Source organism: Vibrio sp. R15-SG3-ISO1A (genome assembly GCF_059833955.1).
In genome coordinates, this window is the sequence record NZ_JCBDGH010000071.1 from 1 (window position 1) to 19,225 (window position 19,225).

Annotated in this window: 23 protein-coding genes; 7 read left to right on the forward strand and 16 right to left on the reverse strand. The window is 49.0% G+C overall.

Going from position 1 to position 19,225, the window contains the following annotated elements; translation table 11 throughout:
* The 4 genes from AC6R0L_RS11840 to ffh form a co-directional block, all read right to left on the reverse strand.
* Positions 1-379, reverse strand: a 379-nt coding sequence (locus tag AC6R0L_RS11840; protein WP_500629257.1) for an RNA methyltransferase, incomplete at its 3' end; no start/stop codon positions are given.
* A gap of 25 nt (positions 380-404) precedes the next feature.
* Complete coding sequence (rimM, locus tag AC6R0L_RS11845) at positions 405-953, reverse strand: ribosome maturation factor RimM (protein ID WP_334553869.1); 549 nt, start codon at positions 951-953, stop codon at positions 405-407.
* A 28-nt stretch (positions 954-981) separates the two neighbouring features.
* Positions 982-1,230 carry a 30S ribosomal protein S16 gene (gene rpsP / locus AC6R0L_RS11850; RefSeq protein WP_004410028.1) on the reverse strand — a complete coding sequence of 83 codons (249 nt, stop codon included), beginning with the start codon at positions 1,228-1,230 and terminating at the stop codon, positions 982-984.
* Between the two features lie 278 nt (positions 1,231-1,508).
* Positions 1,509-2,894 carry a signal recognition particle protein gene (gene ffh / locus AC6R0L_RS11855; protein ID WP_500629258.1) on the reverse strand — a complete coding sequence of 462 codons (1,386 nt, stop codon included), beginning with the start codon at positions 2,892-2,894 and terminating at the stop codon, positions 1,509-1,511.
* Positions 2,895-3,106: 212 nt separating this feature from the next.
* On the opposite strand from ffh, the gene AC6R0L_RS11860 reads away from it, so the two are divergent.
* Both AC6R0L_RS11860 and AC6R0L_RS11865 read left to right on the forward strand, forming a co-directional pair.
* Positions 3,107-3,901, forward strand: a complete 795-nt coding sequence (locus tag AC6R0L_RS11860; RefSeq protein ID WP_500629259.1) for a cytochrome C assembly family protein — start codon at positions 3,107-3,109, stop codon at positions 3,899-3,901.
* A gap of 51 nt (positions 3,902-3,952) precedes the next feature.
* Complete coding sequence (locus AC6R0L_RS11865) at positions 3,953-5,233, forward strand: HlyC/CorC family transporter (RefSeq protein WP_500629260.1); 1,281 nt, start codon at positions 3,953-3,955, stop codon at positions 5,231-5,233.
* A gap of 161 nt (positions 5,234-5,394) precedes the next feature.
* Here the strand turns inward: AC6R0L_RS11865 and rpoS are convergent, their stop codons facing one another.
* The 11 genes from rpoS to folB form a co-directional block, all read right to left on the reverse strand.
* The gene (rpoS, locus tag AC6R0L_RS11870; RefSeq protein WP_500629261.1) at positions 5,395-6,378 is read right to left on the reverse strand and encodes an RNA polymerase sigma factor RpoS; all 984 of its coding nucleotides are present in this window, start codon (positions 6,376-6,378) and stop codon (positions 5,395-5,397) included.
* A 75-nt stretch (positions 6,379-6,453) separates the two neighbouring features.
* A complete protein-coding gene (gene nlpD / locus AC6R0L_RS11875) occupies positions 6,454-7,383 on the reverse strand; it encodes a murein hydrolase activator NlpD (protein ID WP_500629262.1) in 930 nt (309 codons plus the stop codon).
* A 2-nt stretch (positions 7,384-7,385) separates the two neighbouring features.
* Positions 7,386-8,012, reverse strand: coding sequence for a protein-L-isoaspartate(D-aspartate) O-methyltransferase (locus AC6R0L_RS11880; RefSeq protein ID WP_487902131.1), 627 nt, complete (start codon positions 8,010-8,012; stop codon positions 7,386-7,388).
* 2 nt (positions 8,013-8,014) lie between these two features.
* Positions 8,015-8,773 carry a 5'/3'-nucleotidase SurE gene (gene surE, locus AC6R0L_RS11885; RefSeq protein ID WP_500629263.1) on the reverse strand — a complete coding sequence of 253 codons (759 nt, stop codon included), beginning with the start codon at positions 8,771-8,773 and terminating at the stop codon, positions 8,015-8,017.
* Between the two features lie 45 nt (positions 8,774-8,818).
* A complete protein-coding gene (gene truD / locus AC6R0L_RS11890) occupies positions 8,819-9,907 on the reverse strand; it encodes a tRNA pseudouridine(13) synthase TruD (RefSeq protein WP_500629264.1) in 1,089 nt (362 codons plus the stop codon).
* Between the two features lie 64 nt (positions 9,908-9,971).
* Positions 9,972-10,448 carry a 2-C-methyl-D-erythritol 2,4-cyclodiphosphate synthase gene (gene ispF, locus AC6R0L_RS11895; RefSeq protein ID WP_500629265.1) on the reverse strand — a complete coding sequence of 159 codons (477 nt, stop codon included), beginning with the start codon at positions 10,446-10,448 and terminating at the stop codon, positions 9,972-9,974.
* 18 nt (positions 10,449-10,466) lie between these two features.
* Positions 10,467-11,201, reverse strand: coding sequence for a 2-C-methyl-D-erythritol 4-phosphate cytidylyltransferase (ispD, locus tag AC6R0L_RS11900; protein ID WP_500629266.1), 735 nt, complete (start codon positions 11,199-11,201; stop codon positions 10,467-10,469).
* Positions 11,202-11,480 (reverse strand): cell division protein FtsB, encoded by a 279-nt coding sequence (gene ftsB, locus AC6R0L_RS11905; protein ID WP_334553629.1) that lies wholly within the window; start codon positions 11,478-11,480, stop codon positions 11,202-11,204.
* 102 nt (positions 11,481-11,582) lie between these two features.
* Positions 11,583-12,386, reverse strand: coding sequence for an undecaprenyl-diphosphate phosphatase (locus AC6R0L_RS11910; RefSeq protein WP_500629267.1), 804 nt, complete (start codon positions 12,384-12,386; stop codon positions 11,583-11,585).
* Between the two features lie 7 nt (positions 12,387-12,393).
* Entirely contained in the window at positions 12,394-12,891 is a 498-nt protein-coding gene (folK, locus tag AC6R0L_RS11915; RefSeq protein WP_487902138.1) for a 2-amino-4-hydroxy-6-hydroxymethyldihydropteridine diphosphokinase, read from the reverse strand.
* Positions 12,888-13,241, reverse strand: coding sequence for a bifunctional dihydroneopterin aldolase/7,8-dihydroneopterin epimerase (folB, locus tag AC6R0L_RS11920; RefSeq protein WP_487902139.1), 354 nt, complete (start codon positions 13,239-13,241; stop codon positions 12,888-12,890). Before folB ends, folK begins: the two co-directional genes overlap by 4 nt.
* Positions 13,242-13,431: 190 nt before the next feature.
* Here folB and plsY point away from each other — a divergent pair, with 190 nt between their 5' ends.
* Positions 13,432-14,028 carry a glycerol-3-phosphate 1-O-acyltransferase PlsY gene (plsY, locus tag AC6R0L_RS11925; protein WP_487902140.1) on the forward strand — a complete coding sequence of 199 codons (597 nt, stop codon included), beginning with the start codon at positions 13,432-13,434 and terminating at the stop codon, positions 14,026-14,028.
* A 67-nt stretch (positions 14,029-14,095) separates the two neighbouring features.
* On the opposite strand, the gene tsaD is transcribed toward plsY, so the two are convergent.
* Entirely contained in the window at positions 14,096-15,121 is a 1,026-nt protein-coding gene (tsaD, locus tag AC6R0L_RS11930; RefSeq protein WP_500626383.1) for a tRNA (adenosine(37)-N6)-threonylcarbamoyltransferase complex transferase subunit TsaD, read from the reverse strand.
* Between the two features lie 228 nt (positions 15,122-15,349).
* Between tsaD and rpsU the strand changes: the two genes are divergently transcribed.
* From rpsU to AC6R0L_RS11950, 4 genes are all read left to right on the forward strand, one after another.
* Positions 15,350-15,565 carry a 30S ribosomal protein S21 gene (rpsU, locus tag AC6R0L_RS11935; protein ID WP_001145625.1) on the forward strand — a complete coding sequence of 72 codons (216 nt, stop codon included), beginning with the start codon at positions 15,350-15,352 and terminating at the stop codon, positions 15,563-15,565.
* Between the two features lie 26 nt (positions 15,566-15,591).
* Positions 15,592-16,035 carry a GatB/YqeY domain-containing protein gene (locus AC6R0L_RS11940; protein ID WP_500629268.1) on the forward strand — a complete coding sequence of 148 codons (444 nt, stop codon included), beginning with the start codon at positions 15,592-15,594 and terminating at the stop codon, positions 16,033-16,035.
* Between the two features lie 102 nt (positions 16,036-16,137).
* Complete coding sequence (gene dnaG / locus AC6R0L_RS11945; protein WP_500629269.1) at positions 16,138-17,898, forward strand: DNA primase; 1,761 nt, start codon at positions 16,138-16,140, stop codon at positions 17,896-17,898.
* 98 nt (positions 17,899-17,996) lie between these two features.
* Positions 17,997-19,225 (forward strand): RNA polymerase sigma factor region1.1 domain-containing protein (locus tag AC6R0L_RS11950; protein ID WP_500629270.1); only part of this gene is annotated, 1,229 nt, incomplete at its 3' end.

The following is a 19,225-nucleotide window of genomic DNA, read 5'->3' on the forward strand; positions in this document are numbered from 1 at the left end:
CTTCAGACTCAATGATGCGCTCATCTACCCCTTCGTAGCGACCACAAATAAGAAGCAAGTTCTCATTGCTAGCCAGCTCTTCGACTCCTTGTTGATCGAGTTTTCGACCTTGAGGAGAGAGGTAAATCACCTTCGTCATACCCGGTGAGGCCTGTTTGGCAGCATGAATGGCATCGCGCAATGGCTGCACCATCATTAACATACCCGGACCACCACCGTAGGGTCTATCATCGACAGTGCGATGCTTGTCGTGAGTGAAATCTCGAGGATTCCATGTCTCTACCGACAACAACCCTTTTTTAACCGCTTGACCTGTTACTCCGAACTCAGTAACGCTGCGGAACATTTCAGGAAACAGGCTAATTACGCCAACCCACATGCCCTAAAGCCTCATTACTTGGGAGTTAGAATCCAGGATCCCAGTCAACTTCGATCCGTTGAGCAGTGCGATCAACTTGAATGATCACTTGCTCTTCAAGGAACGGAATTAATCGTTCCTTTTGGCCAAAAGCATCTTTTAGATTTGCTTTGACTACCAAAACATCGTTTGAGCCGGTTTCGAGCATGTCCGTCACCACACCAAGGTCATAACCTTTTGTCGTCACGACTTGCATGCCAAACAATTCACGCCAGTAGAATTCATCTTCTGACAATTCTGGTAATACTGCAGGATCAATAGCAATTTCAAAGTTCGTCAACAGATGCGCGTCTTCGCGAACATCCAGACCTTCCAGCTTCACCACCATACCTTTGTTATGGCGCTTCCACGTTTCCACTTTGTACTCGACCCACTCCCCTTTATGGTTAACAAACCAAGGGTTGTAATCAAATAAGCTTTCAGCCTCGTCTGTGTAGGAAAAAACTTTAAGCCAACCACGAATGCCGTAAGTAGCACCAAACTTGCCTACAACAATCTTGTCATTGCTCATCGTTTCTTTACCTTTCATCGACATAAGCTAATTACTACTTATAGAGTAAGAATTAAGCCGCTTTTTGAGCGTCTTTAACTAGCTTAGCTACGCGGTCAGATAGAGACGCGCCTTGACCAACCCAGTGGTTAACGCGGTCTAGGTCTAGACGTAGACCTTCTTCTTGACCTTGAGCAGTAGGGTTAAAGAAACCTACTTTCTCGATGAAACGGCCAGTTGCAGCATTGCGGCTGTCCGCTACTACGATTTGATAAAATGGACGCTTCTTAGCGCCGTGACGTGCCAAACGAATGGTTACCATGTCGTCCTCTTTGCTTTCTCAAAAATAAAATTAACCCCAGAAACTATCTATCAGTAAACCGTCGAGGTCTATTACTAAACAGTTTGGGGTCTCGTGCCAAAATAAAGCTCCGGAATTTTACTCTTATTCCGACGCATTGCAAGGTCTTTAGCTATTTTTTCACCACCATAAAACCGGATTTAAGATTGTGACTTAGCTAACACCTTGAAAATAAAAAACCGAAAGGCTTAGCACCGCGGCTAAGCCTTGTATAGAGCGAAACAGACTCGGTGTTTCAGTTAACGACCAAACGGGTTGAAGCCGCCGCCTCCACCACCCATTCCGCCCATCATGCCTTGCATGTTGCGCATCATGCCTTTCATGCCACCCTTTTGCATTTTCTTCATCATCTTCTGCATTTGGGTAAACTGCTTAAGCAAGCGGTTCACATCTTGCACTTGCACACCAGAACCGGCAGCAATGCGTTTCTTGCGCGAACCTTTAATAATGTCTGGACGTTGACGCTCTTTCATGGTCATCGAGTTAATGATCGCTTCCATCTGCTTAAACATCTTGTCGTCAACTTTGTCTTTGACATTGTCTGGCAAGTTACTCATACCTGGCAACTTGTCCATCATCCCCATCATGCCGCCCATGTTTTGCATCTGACCAAGCTGCTCACGGAAGTCTTCCAAATCGAAGCCTTTCTTCTCTTTGAATTTCTTCGCCAGTTTCTCGGCTTTCTCATGGTCGACATTGCGCTGCAAGTCTTCAATCAGAGAGAGAACATCACCCATTCCCAAAATACGCGAGGCGACGCGATCGGGGTGGAACGGCTCTAGCGCGTCGGTTTTCTCACCCACACCCAAGAACTTGATCGGTTTACCCGTAATGTGACGCACCGACAGCGCAGCACCACCACGAGCATCACCATCCACTTTGGTCAAGATAACCCCGGTCAGCGGTAGCGCTTCACCAAAGGCTTTCGCGGTATTCGCCGCATCTTGACCTGTCATCGCGTCAACAACAAACAGCGTTTCCACAGGATTGATCGCACTATGAAGCTGCTGGATTTCGCCCATCATTTGCTCGTCAATCGCCAAACGACCCGCGGTATCGACCACTAACACATCGTAGAATTTCTTCTTCGCGTGATCGATGGCGGCATTGGCAATATCAATCGGCTTTTGCTCAGCGCTCGATGGGAAAAAGTCAACGCCGATGTCTTGCGCTAGGGTTTCTAGCTGTTTGATCGCCGCTGGCCGATACACGTCAGCAGACACGACCAAGACTTTCTTCTTGTCTTTTTCCTTAAGGAATTTAGACAGCTTACCCACCGAGGTGGTTTTACCCGCACCTTGCAGACCGGCCATCAAAATCACCGCAGGTGGCTGAGCCGCGAGGTTTAGTGCCTCATTAGACTCGCCCATGACGGCTTCCAGTTCACCTTGAACAATTTTGATGAACTCTTGCCCTGGCGTGAGCGATTTGGAGACTTCTACGCCCACTGCCGCTTCTTTCACTCGCTTGATAAAATCGCGAACGACAGGCAGTGCAACGTCAGCCTCGAGCAACGCCATGCGGACTTCACGCAGCGTTTCTTTTATGTTGTCTTCGGTCAGACGACCTTTACCGCTGATGTTCTTCAGCGTTCTGGATAAACGATCCGTTAAATTCTCAAACATCTTAGTCTCTTTACACTGAGTGGCTTACGTAGACGACGCCACTACCTAAAATTGAGCGACAATTACTAAGAGTATACCTTAGCCAAGTGGCGCTTTGCACGGTTGCGTGATGATTTGATCTCTCAACTCGAATAAATGACACAGATAAGTCATGGCTCAAGCCGTTGATGCAGGGTATAATTTGTTAAAAATCCACCACCACCAAGAGAAGAATGGACAACTTAATTGCCGTAGCCGCTGCAGTGCTGTATCTGCTCGCAATTGCGACTATCGTTCCGGGACTGGTTAACCAAACCGGTATCCGCTCAAAAACCGTGTTGATCAGTGCGTCTCTGGCACTGGTTTTTCACGCGTGGCTATTAAGCGATCTGATCATTGAAGCCTCGGGGCAAAACTTAAGCATTCTCAATGTCGCCTCTCTCATCAGCTTCATTATCTCTTTGGTGATGAGCGCGTCGATGCTCAAAACACGACTGTGGTTTTTGTTGCCTGTCGTGTATAGCTTTTCCGCCATCAACTTAAGCGCTGCGGCGTTTCTCCCTAGCACTTTCATTACTCATTTAGAGCAAGACCCTAAACTGCTGATCCACATCTCTCTTGCGCTGTTTTCCTACTCGACTCTCAGTATCGGCGCTCTGTACGCTCTGCAACTGGCCTGGTTGGATCACAAGCTCAAAGCGAAGAAAGCACTGGCGATTAACCCAAACCTTCCTCCTTTAATGATGGTGGAACGTCAGCTTTTCAACATCATCATGGTGGGCACCTTACTCCTCACCGGAACATTAATCACTGGATTTGTCTTTGTTCAGGACATGTTCGCCCAAGGAAAAGCCCATAAAGCGATTCTCTCTTTCATCGCTTGGATTGTGTACAGCGTGCTGTTATGGGGCCACTTCCATAAAGGTTGGCGCGGACGCAAAGTCACTTGGTTCGCCGTTGCCGGTGCAACCCTGTTGACGCTCGCCTATTTTGGCAGTCGCTTCGTTCGTGAAGTGATATTGACTTAGCCGCAACACTGGGCGATAAATTAATCAAACATAACAAGGAATCATTAAGCTTTGGACGACATATCAACGGGTATCTTATTTGCGCTACTCGCGTGTCTGATTGTAATTTCAGGATATTTCTCCGGTTCAGAAACAGGGATGATGTCTCTCAACCGATACCGCTTAAAGCACCTCGCGAACAATGGCCATAAAGGCGCTAAGCGCGTAGAAAAGCTGCTCGATAGGCCCGATCGTTTGATCGGTTTGATTCTGATTGGTAACAACTTAGTCAATATTCTAGCCTCCGCCATCGCCACCATCATTGGTATGCGTCTATACGGAGATTTAGGGGTGGCTATCGCAACCGGTGCTCTGACGCTTGTGGTGCTGGTTTTTGCCGAAGTCACGCCGAAAACCCTCGCAGCGCTCTACCCAGAAAAAGTCTCTTACACCAGCAGTATCTTGCTTGGTATTTTAATGAAGCTGCTCTCGCCGCTGGTGCTGTTCGTTAACCTCATCACTAATGGTTTTATCCGCTTACTTGGGATTAAAGTCGACCACAATGGCGAAGATCACCTGAGCTCGGAAGAACTGCGCACCGTGGTGAACGAAGCGGGCAGCCTGATCCCAAGACGCCACCAAGATATGTTGATCTCCATTCTCGATTTAGAGCATGTGACGGTGAATGACATCATGGTCCCGAGAAACGAAATCACCGGCATTGATATCAACGACGATTGGAAATCGATTGTGCGTCAATTGTCTCACTCACCGCACGGGCGCGTGGTGCTGTATCGCGGTCAAATTGACGAAGTGGTGGGCATGCTGCGTTTGCGTGAGTCGTATCGCTTGATGCTAGAGAAAAACGAGTCGACCAAAGAGACCCTGCTACGCGCTGCCGATGAAGTCTACTTTATCCCAGAAGGCACGCCACTCAACGTCCAACTGCTTAAGTTCCAGCGCAACAAAGAGCGAATTGGTCTGATTGTTGATGAGTATGGCGACATCATAGGTCTCATTACGTTGGAAGATATTTTGGAAGAGATCGTCGGTGAGTTCACCACTTCTATCACGCCAAGTTTGTCGGATGAGATTACTCCGCAACGTGATGGCAGTTTCTTGATTGAGGGCAGCGCCAACATCCGCGATATCAATAAAGGTCTCAAGTGGGACTTCCCTACCGATGGACCAAGAACCCTAAACGGTTTGATTCTCGAGCACCTTGAAGAGATCCCTGAAAGCCATCTAAGCGTTCATGTCTCTGGTCACCCGATGGAAATCGTCGAGCTAGAAGAGAATCGTATCAAGACGGTGAAAGTCTTCCCGCGCAGCAAAGGGAAAAAGCACACTTAACCTTTGCCGTTTTTCATCACTGATTGAACAACGGCATTTCGCCACACGATCAAAAAAGCCTTGGTTCCCCCAAGGCTTTTTTCTGATTAAGACACTCTATCTATATCTCTGATTATGGATTATATGTCTATCGTTATATCTCTTCCATTATACGTCTGTCGTTACTCTTCGGTCACACCAAACAAGTTCTCCATGTTGAGACCTTGTTTAACCAGCAGCTCACGTAAACGACGCAGACCTTCCACTTGGATTTGGCGCACCCGCTCACGGGTGAGGTTGATCTCACGCCCGACTTCTTCAAGTGTTGAAGGCTCGTAGCCAAGTAGACCAAAGCGGCGTGCTAACACTTCTTTTTGTTTCGGATTGAGCTCGTCCAGCCAATGGATCAATGAATTTTTGATGTCATCGTCTTGAGTGGAAATTTCTGGGTCTGAGTTATTGGCATCTGGGATGATGTCCAACAGCGCTTTCTCACCGTCGCCACCAATAGGCGTATCCACTGAGCTAATGCGTTCATTAAGACGCAGCATTTTACTCACGTCATCAACTGGCTTATCCAGTTGCTGAGCAATTTCTTCAGCAGTCGGCTCATGGTCGAGTTTTTGCGACAACTCACGCGCAGTACGTAGATAGATGTTGAGCTCTTTCACCACATGAATAGGTAGGCGAATGGTACGAGTTTGGTTCATGAGCGCACGTTCAATGGTTTGACGTATCCACCACGTCGCGTAAGTCGAGAAACGGAATCCGCGTTCTGGGTCGAATTTTTCTACCGCGCGAATCAATCCCAAGTTCCCTTCTTCAATAAGATCCAAGAGAGCAAGGCCACGGTTGCTATAACGACGGGAGATTTTCACCACCAAACGCAAGTTACTTTCGATCATACGTTTACGCGCTGCTTCATCGCCACGTAATGCACGTCTTGCGTAGAGGACTTCTTCCTCTGCGGTTAATAGGGGTGAGAAGCCGATTTCGCCAAGGTAAAGCTGTGTGGCATCTAGGCTTTTCGATGAAGCGTCAAACTCCTCTTTGACATTATCAGATTTGGATGAGGTGAGTTCATTGCTGCCTTGAAGCGTGTCTAGTTGTGCTTCCTGCTCAATATCAAACTCTTCGACTTTCGTTGCTGTATTGCTGATACTCATGGCGCCTCCCCTTGGCGAGCTAGCAAGACATTACTACCTCTAATGTCGCTAATTTACCCGGTCAGTAAAGTAAATTTAAGGTAAGTATCGTTTCGGATCGACCGACTTACCTTGATAGCGAATTTCAAAATGCAAACGAACGCTGTTCGTTCCGGAGCTGCCCATTGTTGCTATTTTTTGACCAGCCTTAACACTTTGTCCTTCATGTACTAGCAACTTGTCGTTGTGTGCATACGCACTTAAATAGTTATCGTTATGTTTGATAATCACCAGATTACCGTAGCCGCGCAGTGCGTTGCCTGAATAGACGACAGTGCCACTTGCTGTCGATACGATGGATTGACCACGCTGTCCTGCGATATCAATGCCTTTATTTCCCTGATCGCCAGCAGAAAAGTTTTTGATTACCCTCCCTTTTGTTGGCCATAACCATTTGGAAACCTTTTGATTAGAAGCCGTGTTACTCGCTTTGCTGCTAGAGGCAGTGTTGGCGTTTTTGTTAACACTTTGTTGCTTCTTAGGTTCAACATACTCCTTTGATTTTGATTGATCAATACTCTTTTTAGGTGGCGTTTGGGTGACGTTTTTCTGACCGCTGCTGTTTTGCGATGTAACTGATTGATTAGAGTTTTTACTTGAATTCGGAGTGGGTGGGGTAGCGGCAACCACAGCGACAGGCGCAGATACCGTACCAGCACCCGTCCCACCAAAGGCGGGCGCTTTGTAGGCACTACGCCATAAGTTGAGTTTTTGACCGGGGTAAATGGTGTAGGGCTCAGTCAAGCCGTTGTAACGAATAATATCGTTTACATCTTTATCTGTGACGTAGGCTATAAAGTATAGCGTATCGCCTTTTTCTACTTCGTAATAGCTGCCGCGATAACTGCCACGAGTGACAGACCCATAATCTTTGTTTAACCCAGACACAGGAGCAGGCGAGTGTGCAGCGCAGCCATACAGCGCACTGAATACCAGTATCAGCCACACACACCTTCTCAAGCTCATGCCTACGCCAATTCACCTGCGACTAAAGGAACAAAACGCACCATCTCTATGGGCTCTGTGGAGAACGCCTCACCCTGTCGGGTGATTTTGTACAGTTGCTGCTGCTCGACACCAACAGGAATGACCATGGTGCCGCCCTCACTAAGTTGTGAGAGCAGTGCCTGTGGCACAGACTCCGCTGCCGCTGTGACAATAATGGCATCAAATGGGCCTTTCGCTGGCCAACCTTGCCAACCATCACCGTGCTTGGTGGAGATGTTATAAATGTCGAGCTGCTTTAAACGTCGTTTAGCTTCCCATTGCAACGCCTTAATCCGCTCAATGGAGAAGACGTGATCGACCAGTTGAGCTAGTACTGCGGTTTGGTAACCAGACCCAGTGCCAACTTCCAGCACTTTGCTGTCTCGATTCAGAGCCAACAGTTCGGTCATTTTCGCCACGATATAGGGCTGAGAGATGGTCTGCCCAGCGCCAATCGGCAGCGCATTATTATCGTATGCTTGATGCATCATCGCCTGTGACACGAACTGCTCACGAGGCAATCTATAGATGGCATCTAATACGCGTTGATCTTGAATGCCACTCGCGACAAGAAAGTCGATTAATCTGTCGGCATGTGGGTTTACCATTGTTACTTGTCCTTTAACCAATTATCCATACTCATCAGCGATTCATGAGCGGTCAAATCTACTTGCAGCGGCGTAATGGAGACAAAGCCATGTTCGATGGCGTAAAAGTCGGTTCCTTCACCTGCATCCTGCTCTTTTCCTGGAGGGCCTAACCAATAAATATCATGACCACGAGGATCTTGCTGTTTTATCATTGCTTCCGCGTGATGGCGCGCACCTAAACGGGTCACTTTCGAGCCTTTTAGCGCAGAGAGCTCAACGTCGGGAATATTGACGTTTAACAATCGGTTAGTGGGGATAGGGCGTCGTCCGTGCTGCAACACCAACTGTTTGGCAATGTGCGCCGCCGTGTCAAAATGGCGCTGCCCCACCAGTGAAAAGGCGATCGCCTGAACACCGAGAAAGTGCCCTTCCATCGCTGCCGCGACCGTGCCAGAGTAGAGCACATCATCGCCAAGGTTTGCACCATGGTTAATGCCTGCTAGCACCAGATCCGGCAGATCGTCTTTCATCAGCTCATTAAGCGCAAAGTGAACACAGTCGGTCGGCGTTCCTTGTACGGAGTAAGAACGCTCGGCGATGCGAGTCACCCTCAAAGGCTGCTCTAGAGTTAGCGAGTTGGATGCGCCTGAGCGGTTTCTATCTGGCGCGACGATCGTCACTTCGGCGATGTCACTCAGTGCCTGCGCGAGCGCGTGTATGCCCTTCGCATGCACGCCATCATCGTTACTGATCAATACTCTCAGTGTGTTGGCTGTCATAAGTCCTGTCACTTCCTGTTGAAAGAGGGCACATGGCCCTACCGGCTACTGACTGTCATTGTCCTGGCTGTCATTGGCCTTGCTGTCATTAGCGTAATGGCGTTCTTTTTCCGTCGCAATGAGCAGCTCTCGTAGGATAGCAGTCGCAAAGCTCCCTGCATCCAATGAGAAGTCGAGCGTTAAGCTGTCACCATCGACGGACCAAGTCAGATTCTCAGGCTTCAATAACACCTCTCGGCGATCGTGACGCATACGATTACCACGAATCAACGCCATGAGATCTGGCTCATTATCAAGCAGCGGTTGTTCAAGTGCGAGCGCCTCGTGCTGAGTAGGTAAGGCATTGTCACCCGCGAGCGCAGCGGTTAATGTCACCTCACCACGCTGCAACTGCGCATTGAACGCCTCGCACTCTTCAGGCGTGACAAGGCGCGTTTCATTGCCTTGGTAGACAATATCGCCCGCAATACAGGTGTTCAATAGCGCTTGTTCAATTCGCGCGGAGACGATGGTGTTAAACACCCAAGAACGAGCGGCAGAGAGGTAGAGACTGCGTTTGTTTTGGTTACGAGTACGAACATTGTCTCTTCCCCAACGTCTGGCTTCAGTGAGGTTATTGCCATCGTGACCAAAACGCTGACTGCCAAAGTAGTTGGGAACCCCTTTCGCTTGCACCTTCTCCAATCGAGACAGCACCGATGGCATGTCGGAGACTTGGGTTAACGTTAAGCGAAAGTCATTACCGATTAAGTCGCCGGGACGCAATTTTTTATGGTGTCGGTCTGTGGCGAGAATTTCGATACTCGGGTACGCCGCCAGAAAGGCGCTAAAGTCTGGTGTCTCGCCTTTAGGTAGATGTACACTCAGCCACTGCTCTGTGACTGCATGACGATCCTTAAGACCTGCCCAACTGACGTCTTTCGATTTCACCCCGCACGCTTTGGCCAGTTCATTGGCCACAAAGCTGGTGTTCTCGCCGGTTTTGCGAATACGCACCATTAGGTGCTCACCCGTACCACTAAATGAGAACCCTAAGTTTTCGCGTACTTGAAAGTGCTCGGGTTGCGCTTTGAGTACGCCGGTGGCGACAGGCTGACCATTGAGGTACGCCAACGAAGAAAGTAAATCAGACATGAATAGAGTTCCGTTTAGCCAGCGGCCGGGCTTGTGACCGTCCGCTGTTGAAAATAGCTAGAAATTACGCTTTAACCAGCAGCACAACTGCTTCGCTGGCAATGCCTTCTTTGCGCCCAGTAAAGCCCAGACGCTCTGTGGTGGTCGCTTTGACATTAATGTTGGTGACGTCGGTGTCCAAATCTTGTGCGATGGTTTGGCACATCGATTCGATGTATGGCGCCATTTTCGGTGCTTGAGCAATGATGGTGATGTCAGCATTACCCAGCACATACCCCTGCGCTTGTACTCGTTGGTACACATCGCGCAGAAGAAAACGGCTGTCCGCGCCTTCCCACTCATCATCGGTATCAGGGAAATGGCGACCAATATCACCGGCAGCAATCGCGCCCAACAGTGCATCGCACAGTGCGTGCAGCGCCACATCGCCATCGGAGTGAGCAATCAAACCTTGCTCGTAAGGAATGGCAACACCGCCAATGATGACTGGGCCTTCTCCGCCAAATTTGTGCACGTCAAAACCGTGACCGATTCGAATCATCGTGTTATGTCCTTTCATTTATTCGAGGCAAAGGGTCTGTTCCCTCTGCAAATAAAACTCTGCCAGAGCCAGATCCTCTGGTTGGGTGATTTTAATATTGTCGCCGCTCCCTGGTACTAGCAGAGACGCTCCACCACTCCACTCAATCGCGGAGGCTTCGTCCGTAATGACGGCCTGAGCTTGCAACGACTTGCTCAGCGCTTGGGTCAAGGTGTGAGTCGGGTACATCTGCGGTGTCAGGGCATGCCACAGCCCCTCTCTATCGACGGTGTGATCCACCGTATTGCTGACGGCGTTGTGATGAGCAGCTCGTTTCATGGTATCTCGTACCGGCATGGCAAGAATGCCTCCGATTTGCTCAGCTAAGCAGCGCTCAATCAGATGAGAAATATCCGCTAATTTCACACAAGGTCTGGCCGCATCATGCACTAACACCCAAGGTGACATCTGATGCTGAGAAACATACTCGAGCCCACGCAGCACAGAATCAGCGCGCTCACCACCACCACTGACACGAATCACCTTGGGGTGAGTCGCAATGGGTAGCTGTTCAAAGTAAGGATCGCCATCGCTAATCGCGACGACAACATGTTCAATATCTGGGTGAGAAAGTAGACGCGAGAGGGTGTGCTCAAGAACGGTTTTACCCAAGATCTCTAGATACTGCTTGGGACGATCCGCCTGCATGCGTTTGCCCACGCCCGCCGCGGGGACAATCGCAGTAATTTTGCCAGCAAAATGGCTGTCTGACATTTAGTTGTCCTCTCCAATGATGCGATAGAAGGTTTCCCCTTCTTTCACCATGCCCAGCTCATGCCGAGCACGCTCTTCGATGGCATCAAGTCCTTGGCGTAAATCGTCAATTTCAGCGAACATTTCATTGTTGCGAGATTGGAGGCTCGCATTGACTTGATGTTGAACGTCGATTTCTGCACTGACCGCTTGGTAGTCGGCCACGCCATTCTTTCCCAGCCACAACTCATATTGTAGCCAGCCTAAAATCAGCAGTAGAGTCAGAGCAAAAACACGCATACTGTCAATCAAAGATGAGAGATAAAGAAAGACCACATATATATCACAATGTTGCCCCTCAAGCGAGGTACGGATTGTCTATGTGGTCTGAGAAGAGTGGGATTAGCGAGTCAGCAGAAAAGCAAACAAACCGACACCCAAAAGCAAACGGTAAATCACAAATGGCGTCATACCCATTTTTGAAATCAGCTTCAAGAAGAAGTGAATACAGAGGTAAGCGCTGACAAATGACGTGACAATGCCCGTTAATAGGAAACCAGTGTGGATTGGCTCACCGCTGATCACCAACTTAAGACCTAAGTAACCGCCAGCAAGAAGAATGATAGGGATAGACATCAAAAACGAAAAACGCGCCGCGGCTTCGCGAGTAAAGCCTAGATAGAGCGCTGCCGTCATCGTTGCGCCAGAACGTGAGGTACCCGGAATCATCGCCATCGCTTGCGCAAGACCAATAAAGAGCGCCTTTTTCCAACCCGCTTGGTATTCATCATCGGCGAGCGTGGCGGTTTTATCCACCCACCAGAGCAACAAACCAAACACTATGGTGGTGGTGGCAATCACCCAGGCACTGCGCAAGTAGATCTCAATAATGTCTTTCATCAGTAGCCCGAAAATACAGGCCGGAATTGTGGCTAATAGAATCATCCACGCCAATTTGGCTTCTTTGCTGCGCTCTGCTTTAAAAATGGACGCAAAAAAAGACGAGAGCAGTGTCACCACTTCTTGGCGGAAATAGATAATGACCGCCGCTAACGTACCCACGTGTACCGCGACATCAAACGCTAAGCCTTGGTCATCCCAGCCTAAAATGGCGGAAGGCAAAATTAAGTGCGCAGAGCTGGAGATGGGCAAAAACTCGGTCAGACCTTGGATCAAGGCCAAAATAAAGGCTTCAAAATAACTCATGGATATCTCATTGGGTGGTGTCATCGAACCACAGCGGAACGGCGGTCAATGGCGTGGTTAAATTCAATTGCTGCTGGAGTTCTTGCACTTGTCGGCCATCACCGGGAATGACCCTATCGGGGCAAAGCTCCGCCAATGGCTTGAGAACAAACGCGTAGTGATAAATGTCTTTGCGCGGAATCTGGGGCGATTGCGCAGAAACTTCATCACCAAACAGCAGAATGTCCAGATCGATAGTGCGAGGCTGAAATTTTTCTGCGTGTTCATAGCGGCCCCATTTAAGCTCAATATCTCGCAACGAGCGTGAAAATTCTGTCAGATTTTCAGTCGTTTGCAACTCAACGACCAAATTATAGAAACGGTCTCCGTCAAATCCGACCGACGGGCACTCGTAAATGGTCGACAGCCTTAATCCTTGGCCTAAATGGCGCAATTCATCAATCGCCGCCTTGATGTGCTTTTTTCTCTCCACATTGGAACCGACGCCAATGTATGCGGTGATCATGCCCTGCCTCGCTCAATCACCACACCCACCGCTTTGGCCTGTGCCACCGCGCCCGGTTTGGCTAGGCGAATGCGAATCCAGGGTACATTAAAGGTGGTCATGACTAACTCCGCGACCTCTTCCGCCACACGCTCAACCAACAAAAAACGGCCTTGCTCAATGTGGTTCAACACCGCTTCACTCACCTTGGCGTAGTCTAAGGCGTCCACCACATCATCGCTTTTACCTGCGGGGCGGTTGTCGTGCGCCATTTCAATGTCCAACACCAATTTTTGTTTGATTTGTTGTTCCCAGTCGTACACGCCAATGGTGGTGATGACTTCTAACTGCTCAATAAATACTTTATCCATGGTCACTGCTGTCCTGTTTGATCCGAGGAGAGGTCGGATACCCATTTCTCATAAAAAGTCGTACTATTTTACTGCTCTGGCGCTCAGTGTCAGTAGTTTAAGTCGCGAAGCCGCGATATGATACCAGTTAAACGCAACAGAATATCAATGACTGGTTTACCTCACCCTTGCTGACTATGAGTGAATTCGAATGACACCACTTGCCCTCATCTTGATCATTTGCGCCTATCTATTAGGCTCAATCTCAAGTGCGGTGCTGATTTGTCGTCTCCTCAAACTCCCTGACCCCAGAAAGCAAGGCTCACACAACCCCGGTGCCACTAATGTGTTGCGTATTGGGGGCAAAAAAGCCGCTATCGCGGTGTTACTGTGCGACATGCTCAAGGGCACTATTCCAGTGTGGGGGGGATACTTTTTGCACATTGATCCAATCATTCTTGGTGTTGTTGCAATTGCTGCCTGCTTGGGTCACATGTACCCCATTTTCTTTCACTTTAAAGGTGGGAAAGGCGTGGCCACCGCATTGGGTGCAATAGCCCCTATTGGTTTGGATTTAACAGGCATGATCATCGCCACTTGGCTCAGCGTTGCGCTGATCTTTCGCTACTCTTCGTTAGCGGCGATTGTTACCGTGCTGTTGGCGCCGTTTTATACATGGATGGTCAAGCCGCAGTACACCTTACCAGTCGCCATGCTGTGTTGTCTGATTGTCTTGCGTCATCATCAAAACATTAAACGCCTGTTTGCTGGCACCGAGCCCAAAGTGGGCGAAAAGAAGCAGGCATAAAAAAGGCTTCAACCAAGAAGCCTTTAAACACGATGTATTCCATTGAACGGAACCAAGAATCCCGCGATTATTCTGCGCCGCGCAGTGGTTGCAGAGTATCGATGGGCCATCGCGGCGTCGCTTGAACCGCCAAATCCGCTACCTCACCATTTTTAAGACGCTGCATACCCGCAAACGCGATCATCGCACCGTTATCGGTACAAAATTCCGTACGCGGATAATAGACTTCCCCACCAATTTTTTTCGCCAGCGCCGCCAAATCAGCACGCAAACGCTTATTAGCACTCACGCCACCGGCAATAACGATACGCTTAAAGCCAGTTTGTTCCAACGCTCGCTTACATTTAATGGTTAACGTCGCGCACACGGCCTCTTCAAACGCTAGGGCAATATCCGCTCGAGTTTGTTCATCATCGCCATTGGCGGCAATCGTGTTGGCTGTGAACGTTTTCAAGCCAGAAAAGCTCATATCAAGGCCCGGACGATCCGTCATAGGGCGCGGAAACTTAAATCGGCCCGGCGTGCCTTTCTCGGCCAGTTTCGACAACAGCGGACCACCTGGGTAATCTAGCCCCATCAGTTTTGCGGTTTTATCAAAGGCTTCACCGGCGGCGTCATCAATCGACTCACCCAAGATTTTGTACTCGCCAATCCCTTTTACTTCGACCATCATCGAGTGGCCACCTGAGACCAACACCGCAACAAACGGAAACGGCGGCGGGTTCTCCTCTAGCATCGGCGCGAGCAAATGCCCTTCCATATGATGCACTGGCACGGCTGGCACACCCCAAGCGTACGCGAGACTGCGACCAATGGTCGCCCCAACCAGCAGCGCCCCCACAAGACCTGGGCCAGCGGTGTAAGCAATACCATCAATCTCTTTTGGCGTGACGCCCGCTTCTTTCATCGCCGCTTTAATTAACGGAATCGTCTTTTTAACGTGATCGCGAGAGGCCAACTCAGGCACAACACCGCCGTAGTCAGCATGAAGCTTAACTTGGCTGTAGAGCTGATGGGAAAGCAGCCCTTTCTCATCATCGTAAATGGCTATGCCTGTCTCATCACACGAGGTTTCAATACCAATAATGCGCATGGTTTACCCTGGATGCCTCTGTCTCAATTTCAAAATTGGCGCAATCTTACCTTGCCTTCGCGCTGCAAACAAATTTTGTACAGTGTATAAACAATAAAAGGCTTTACAAAGCTAATGTGATCGGATTAAAATTCCGCACCATTTTTGATCAAGCTGATTGTAGGCCTTGCAACTGAGCAGGTACTGTGAAGTCAGCATTAACGAATTAACCCCTGAGGTGAAAGGCATATGCCAGTAGTTAAAGTACGTGAAAACGAACCGTTCGACGTTGCACTACGTCGTTTCAAACGCTCTTGCGAAAAAGCAGGTATCCTTTCTGAAGTGCGTCGTCGTGAGCACTACGAAAAACCAACTACAGTTCGCAAACGCGCTAAAGCAGCAGCTCAAAAGCGTCACGCTAAGAAGCTAGCTCGCGAAAACGCTCGTCGCGTTCGCCTGTACTAATAGCTAAGTCCTAAAGGATTCTAGTTATGGCTCTGATTGACCAACTCAAAGAAGAGCAAAAATTAGCGATGAAAGCCAAGGACAAATTGCGCCTTGGCACTATCCGTTTAGCTTTGTCAGCAATTAAGCAACGTGAAGTCGACGAACAGATCACTCTGAACGACGACGACATTCTTGCTGTGTTGACGAAAATGGTTAAACAGCGTCGCGATTCTGTCGCTCAATATGAATCAGCGGGTCGCCAAGACCTAGCGGATGCAGAAAAAGCCGAAATTACAGTACTTGAGGATTTTATGCCTCAACCACTGACCGACGACGAAGTTGTCGCATTGATTGACAATGCAGTCACTGAATCAGGCGCAGCGGGCATGCAAGACATGGGTAAAGTAATGGGCGTTCTAAAACCACAGATTCAAGGGCGTGCAGATATGGGTAAAGTGAGCGGTTTAGTTCGCGCTAAACTGGCTTAACACACCCAAGCCTATTACAACAAGCCGTGCTATCCTTCGGAATGCGCGGCTTGTTTGTATCTATCCCCCAATTGTTTAGTTAGTGCATTTTTCTAAGGTTTTATGGCAGGACACATTCCTCGTAGTTTTATTGATGATCTGCTTGCTCGACTGGATATCGTCGACATCATAGACGCACGAGTAAAACTTAAGAAAAAAGGCAAAAACTACAGCGCGTGCTGCCCTTTCCATAACGAAAAAACCCCATCATTCAGCGTGTCGCAAGAGAAGCAGTTTTACCACTGTTTTGGCTGTGGTGTGCATGGCAACGCCATCGACTTTATGATGGAGTATGAGCGCCTCGAATTTGTCGAAGCCATTGAAGAGCTTGCCTCATTCCTAGGTTTAGATGTCCCGAGAGAGCAGCGCCAAGATGGTCGTTTCAACCGAAGCAATCAACCGCAAGCCAGCAGCGAACAAAAGCGCAACCTCTACGATTTGATGGGCACCATCGCGCAGTTTTATCGTGACCAGCTTAAGCTCTCTAGCAGCAAGCCTGCGATTGAATACCTTAAGCAGCGCGGCCTCTCTGGCGAAATCGTGCAGAAATTTGGCATTGGCTATGTCGCCGACGAATGGGATTTAGTGCGCAAGAACTTTGGTCAGCATAAAGCGACCCAAGACATGCTGGTCAGTGGCGGTATGTTGATTGAGAACGACAAAGGCAACCGCTACGACCGTTTTCGCGGGCGTATTATGTTCCCGATTCGTGACCGACGCGGGCGGGTGATTGGCTTTGGTGGCCGAATTATTGACGAAGGCACGCCCAAGTACCTGAACTCGCCAGAGACGCCAATTTTCCACAAAGGTAAAGAGCTCTATGGCTTATATGAAGTCATGCAGGCGTATCGAGAGCCCAAGCAAATCCTCGTGGTTGAAGGCTATATGGACGTGGTTGCCCTCGCGCAATATGGTATTGATTATTCCGTAGCGTCCCTTGGCACCTCAACGACCGGTGATCATATCCAGCTTTTGTTTCGACAAACCCATACCGTGGTCTGTTGTTATGACGGTGACCGAGCGGGTAAAGAAGCCGCATGGCGCGCTCTAGAGAATGCCCTTCAGTACCTAAAAACAGGCAACACACTGAAGTTTCTCTTCCTGCCGGACGGAGAAGATCCAGACAGTTACGTACGTAAATACGGTAAAGAGGCGTTTGAGCAACAAATGGAGCAGGCCACGCCGCTCTCCAGTTACTTATTTGATAATCTGATTGAGATTCACAATCTCAATTTAGGTTCAAACGAGGGCAAGTCGGCACTGCGCGCACACGCCAGTAGCCTGATCGATAAGATTCCAGACCCGTATTTTCAAGAACTGCTAGAAAAATTGCTCGATGAGCGAACCGGATTCGATAATCAGCTTAGACAGCCGCGCAAAAAGCAAAGCGAAACTCGACCTCAGCCACACAAAGAGATCAAACGCACACCCATGCGTGAGGTGATCGCTTTGCTTATCCAAAATCCGAGCTATGCTCAAATGGTACCGGATTTATCGAGCGTCCGAGAGTTACCCGTACCCGGTTTAAGTTTATTTGCCCAGGTGCTTGAATATTGTCATCAGCACCCCAATATCAACACAGGCCAGTTGCTAGAGACCTGGCGAAATACGAGCCATGAAGCGCTACTGTCTCGTTTAGCGAGCTGGGAAATCCCGCTCGATGAAGATAACGAGCAAGATATATTTTTTGACTCATTGGACAGAATACTGGCCCAGTGCGTCGAAAAACAAATTGAAAACCTGCAGGCCAAAGAAAGAAGTGTCGGTTTATCAGCCGAAGAAAGAAGGGAGCTGCTAGCGTTGATGCTAGATTTGAAAGCGTAACCCTGTTTAATTAGTCAGCAATCAATTAATTTGTTATTATGTGTGGTTTGCAACTCGCATACTAATTCCTTCACCAGATACTAAGTTGGATACCGTCTATGGATCAAAATCCGCAGTCACAGCTGAAACAACTTGTCATTAAAGGCAAGGAACAAGGCTATCTGACCTACGCAGAAGTAAACGACCACCTGCCAGCAGAAATCGTCGATTCCGAGCAGGTTGAAGATATCATTCAGATGATCAACGACATGGGCATTCGAGTCGTCGAAACGGCGCCCGATGCCGATGATCTTGCACTGAATGATGATGACACCATTACCGATGAAGACGCAGCAGAAGCTGCGGCAGCGGCGCTTTCTAGCGTAGAGAACGAAATTGGCCGCACAACTGACCCAGTTCGCATGTACATGCGTGAAATGGGTACGGTTGAACTTCTGACTCGAGAGGGCGAAATCGACATCGCTAAGCGTATTGAAGACGGTATAAACCAAGTTCAACACGCTGTTGCCGAATACCCAGGCACTATCCCATACATTCTTGAGCAGTTCGATAAAGTACAAGCGGAAGAGCTTCGTCTTACCGATCTCATCACTGGCTTTGTTGATCCAGACGCAGAAGAGACCACAGCACCGACGGCGACGCACATCGGTTCTGAGCTCGCAGAGTCTGACTTGAAAGATGAAGACGAAGAAGATGCGGATGACGATGAGGACGATTCAGATGACGATGACTCAGAAGAAGATACTGGCATCGACCCTGAACTTGCACTAGAGAAGTTCACGTCGCTGCGTAATACCTTCCAGAACTTCCAGCTCGCCTGTAACGAGTACGGCAAAGAGAGTCCGAAAGCGCAAATCGCTCATGAACTCGTCCTCGACGTATTCAAAGAGTTCCGTCTGACGCCGAAGCAGTTTGACTACTTGGTCGATGAACTTCGCACCTCGATGGAGCGCGTTCGTACTCAAGAACGTCTGATCATGAAAGCGGCCGTTGAATACGGCAAAATGCCGAAGAAATCGTTCATTACGCTCTTTACCGGCAATGAATCTAGCGACGCTTGGCTTGATGAGATTCTTGCTTCTGACAAGCCGTACGCAGAGAAAGTTCGTCGCAGCGAAGACGACATCCGCCGCTCGATCATGAAGCTAAAAGCGATTGAAGAAGAGACCTCTTTGACGGTGCAAAACATCAAAGAGATCAGCCGCCGTATGTCGATTGGTGAAGCGAAAGCTCGCCGTGCGAAGAAAGAGATGGTGGAAGCGAACTTACGTCTGGTTATCTCGATTGCGAAGAAATACACCAACCGTGGTCTACAGTTCTTGGATCT

What these genes read in the sequence shown, in the direction of transcription:
- rpsP (WP_004410028.1), bottom strand. Translation starts at nt 1,230, where the DNA reads ATGGTAACCATTCGTTTGGCACGTCACGGCGCTAAGAAGCGTCCATTT.
- ftsB (WP_334553629.1), bottom strand. Translation starts at nt 11,480, where the DNA reads ATGCGTGTTTTTGCTCTGACTCTACTGCTGATTTTAGGCTGGCTACAA.
- AC6R0L_RS11860 (WP_500629259.1), top strand. Translation starts at nt 3,107, where the DNA reads ATGGACAACTTAATTGCCGTAGCCGCTGCAGTGCTGTATCTGCTCGCA.
- nlpD (WP_500629262.1), bottom strand. Translation starts at nt 7,383, where the DNA reads ATGAGCTTGAGAAGGTGTGTGTGGCTGATACTGGTATTCAGTGCGCTG.
- plsY (WP_487902140.1), top strand. Translation starts at nt 13,432, where the DNA reads ATGACACCACTTGCCCTCATCTTGATCATTTGCGCCTATCTATTAGGC.
- dnaG (WP_500629269.1), top strand. Translation starts at nt 16,138, where the DNA reads ATGGCAGGACACATTCCTCGTAGTTTTATTGATGATCTGCTTGCTCGA.
- truD (WP_500629264.1), bottom strand. Translation starts at nt 9,907, where the DNA reads ATGTCTGATTTACTTTCTTCGTTGGCGTACCTCAATGGTCAGCCTGTC.
- folB (WP_487902139.1), bottom strand. Translation starts at nt 13,241, where the DNA reads ATGGATAAAGTATTTATTGAGCAGTTAGAAGTCATCACCACCATTGGC.
- AC6R0L_RS11880 (WP_487902131.1), bottom strand. Translation starts at nt 8,012, where the DNA reads ATGGTAAACCCACATGCCGACAGATTAATCGACTTTCTTGTCGCGAGT.
- ispD (WP_500629266.1), bottom strand. Translation starts at nt 11,201, where the DNA reads ATGTCAGACAGCCATTTTGCTGGCAAAATTACTGCGATTGTCCCCGCG.
- ispF (WP_500629265.1), bottom strand. Translation starts at nt 10,448, where the DNA reads ATGATTCGAATCGGTCACGGTTTTGACGTGCACAAATTTGGCGGAGAA.
- surE (WP_500629263.1), bottom strand. Translation starts at nt 8,773, where the DNA reads ATGACAGCCAACACACTGAGAGTATTGATCAGTAACGATGATGGCGTG.
- folK (WP_487902138.1), bottom strand. Translation starts at nt 12,891, where the DNA reads ATGATCACCGCATACATTGGCGTCGGTTCCAATGTGGAGAGAAAAAAG.
- rpsU (WP_001145625.1), top strand. Translation starts at nt 15,350, where the DNA reads ATGCCAGTAGTTAAAGTACGTGAAAACGAACCGTTCGACGTTGCACTA.
- rimM (WP_334553869.1), bottom strand. Translation starts at nt 953, where the DNA reads ATGTCGATGAAAGGTAAAGAAACGATGAGCAATGACAAGATTGTTGTA.
- tsaD (WP_500626383.1), bottom strand. Translation starts at nt 15,121, where the DNA reads ATGCGCATTATTGGTATTGAAACCTCGTGTGATGAGACAGGCATAGCC.
- AC6R0L_RS11940 (WP_500629268.1), top strand. Translation starts at nt 15,592, where the DNA reads ATGGCTCTGATTGACCAACTCAAAGAAGAGCAAAAATTAGCGATGAAA.
- AC6R0L_RS11910 (WP_500629267.1), bottom strand. Translation starts at nt 12,386, where the DNA reads ATGAGTTATTTTGAAGCCTTTATTTTGGCCTTGATCCAAGGTCTGACC.
- ffh (WP_500629258.1), bottom strand. Translation starts at nt 2,894, where the DNA reads ATGTTTGAGAATTTAACGGATCGTTTATCCAGAACGCTGAAGAACATC.
- rpoS (WP_500629261.1), bottom strand. Translation starts at nt 6,378, where the DNA reads ATGAGTATCAGCAATACAGCAACGAAAGTCGAAGAGTTTGATATTGAG.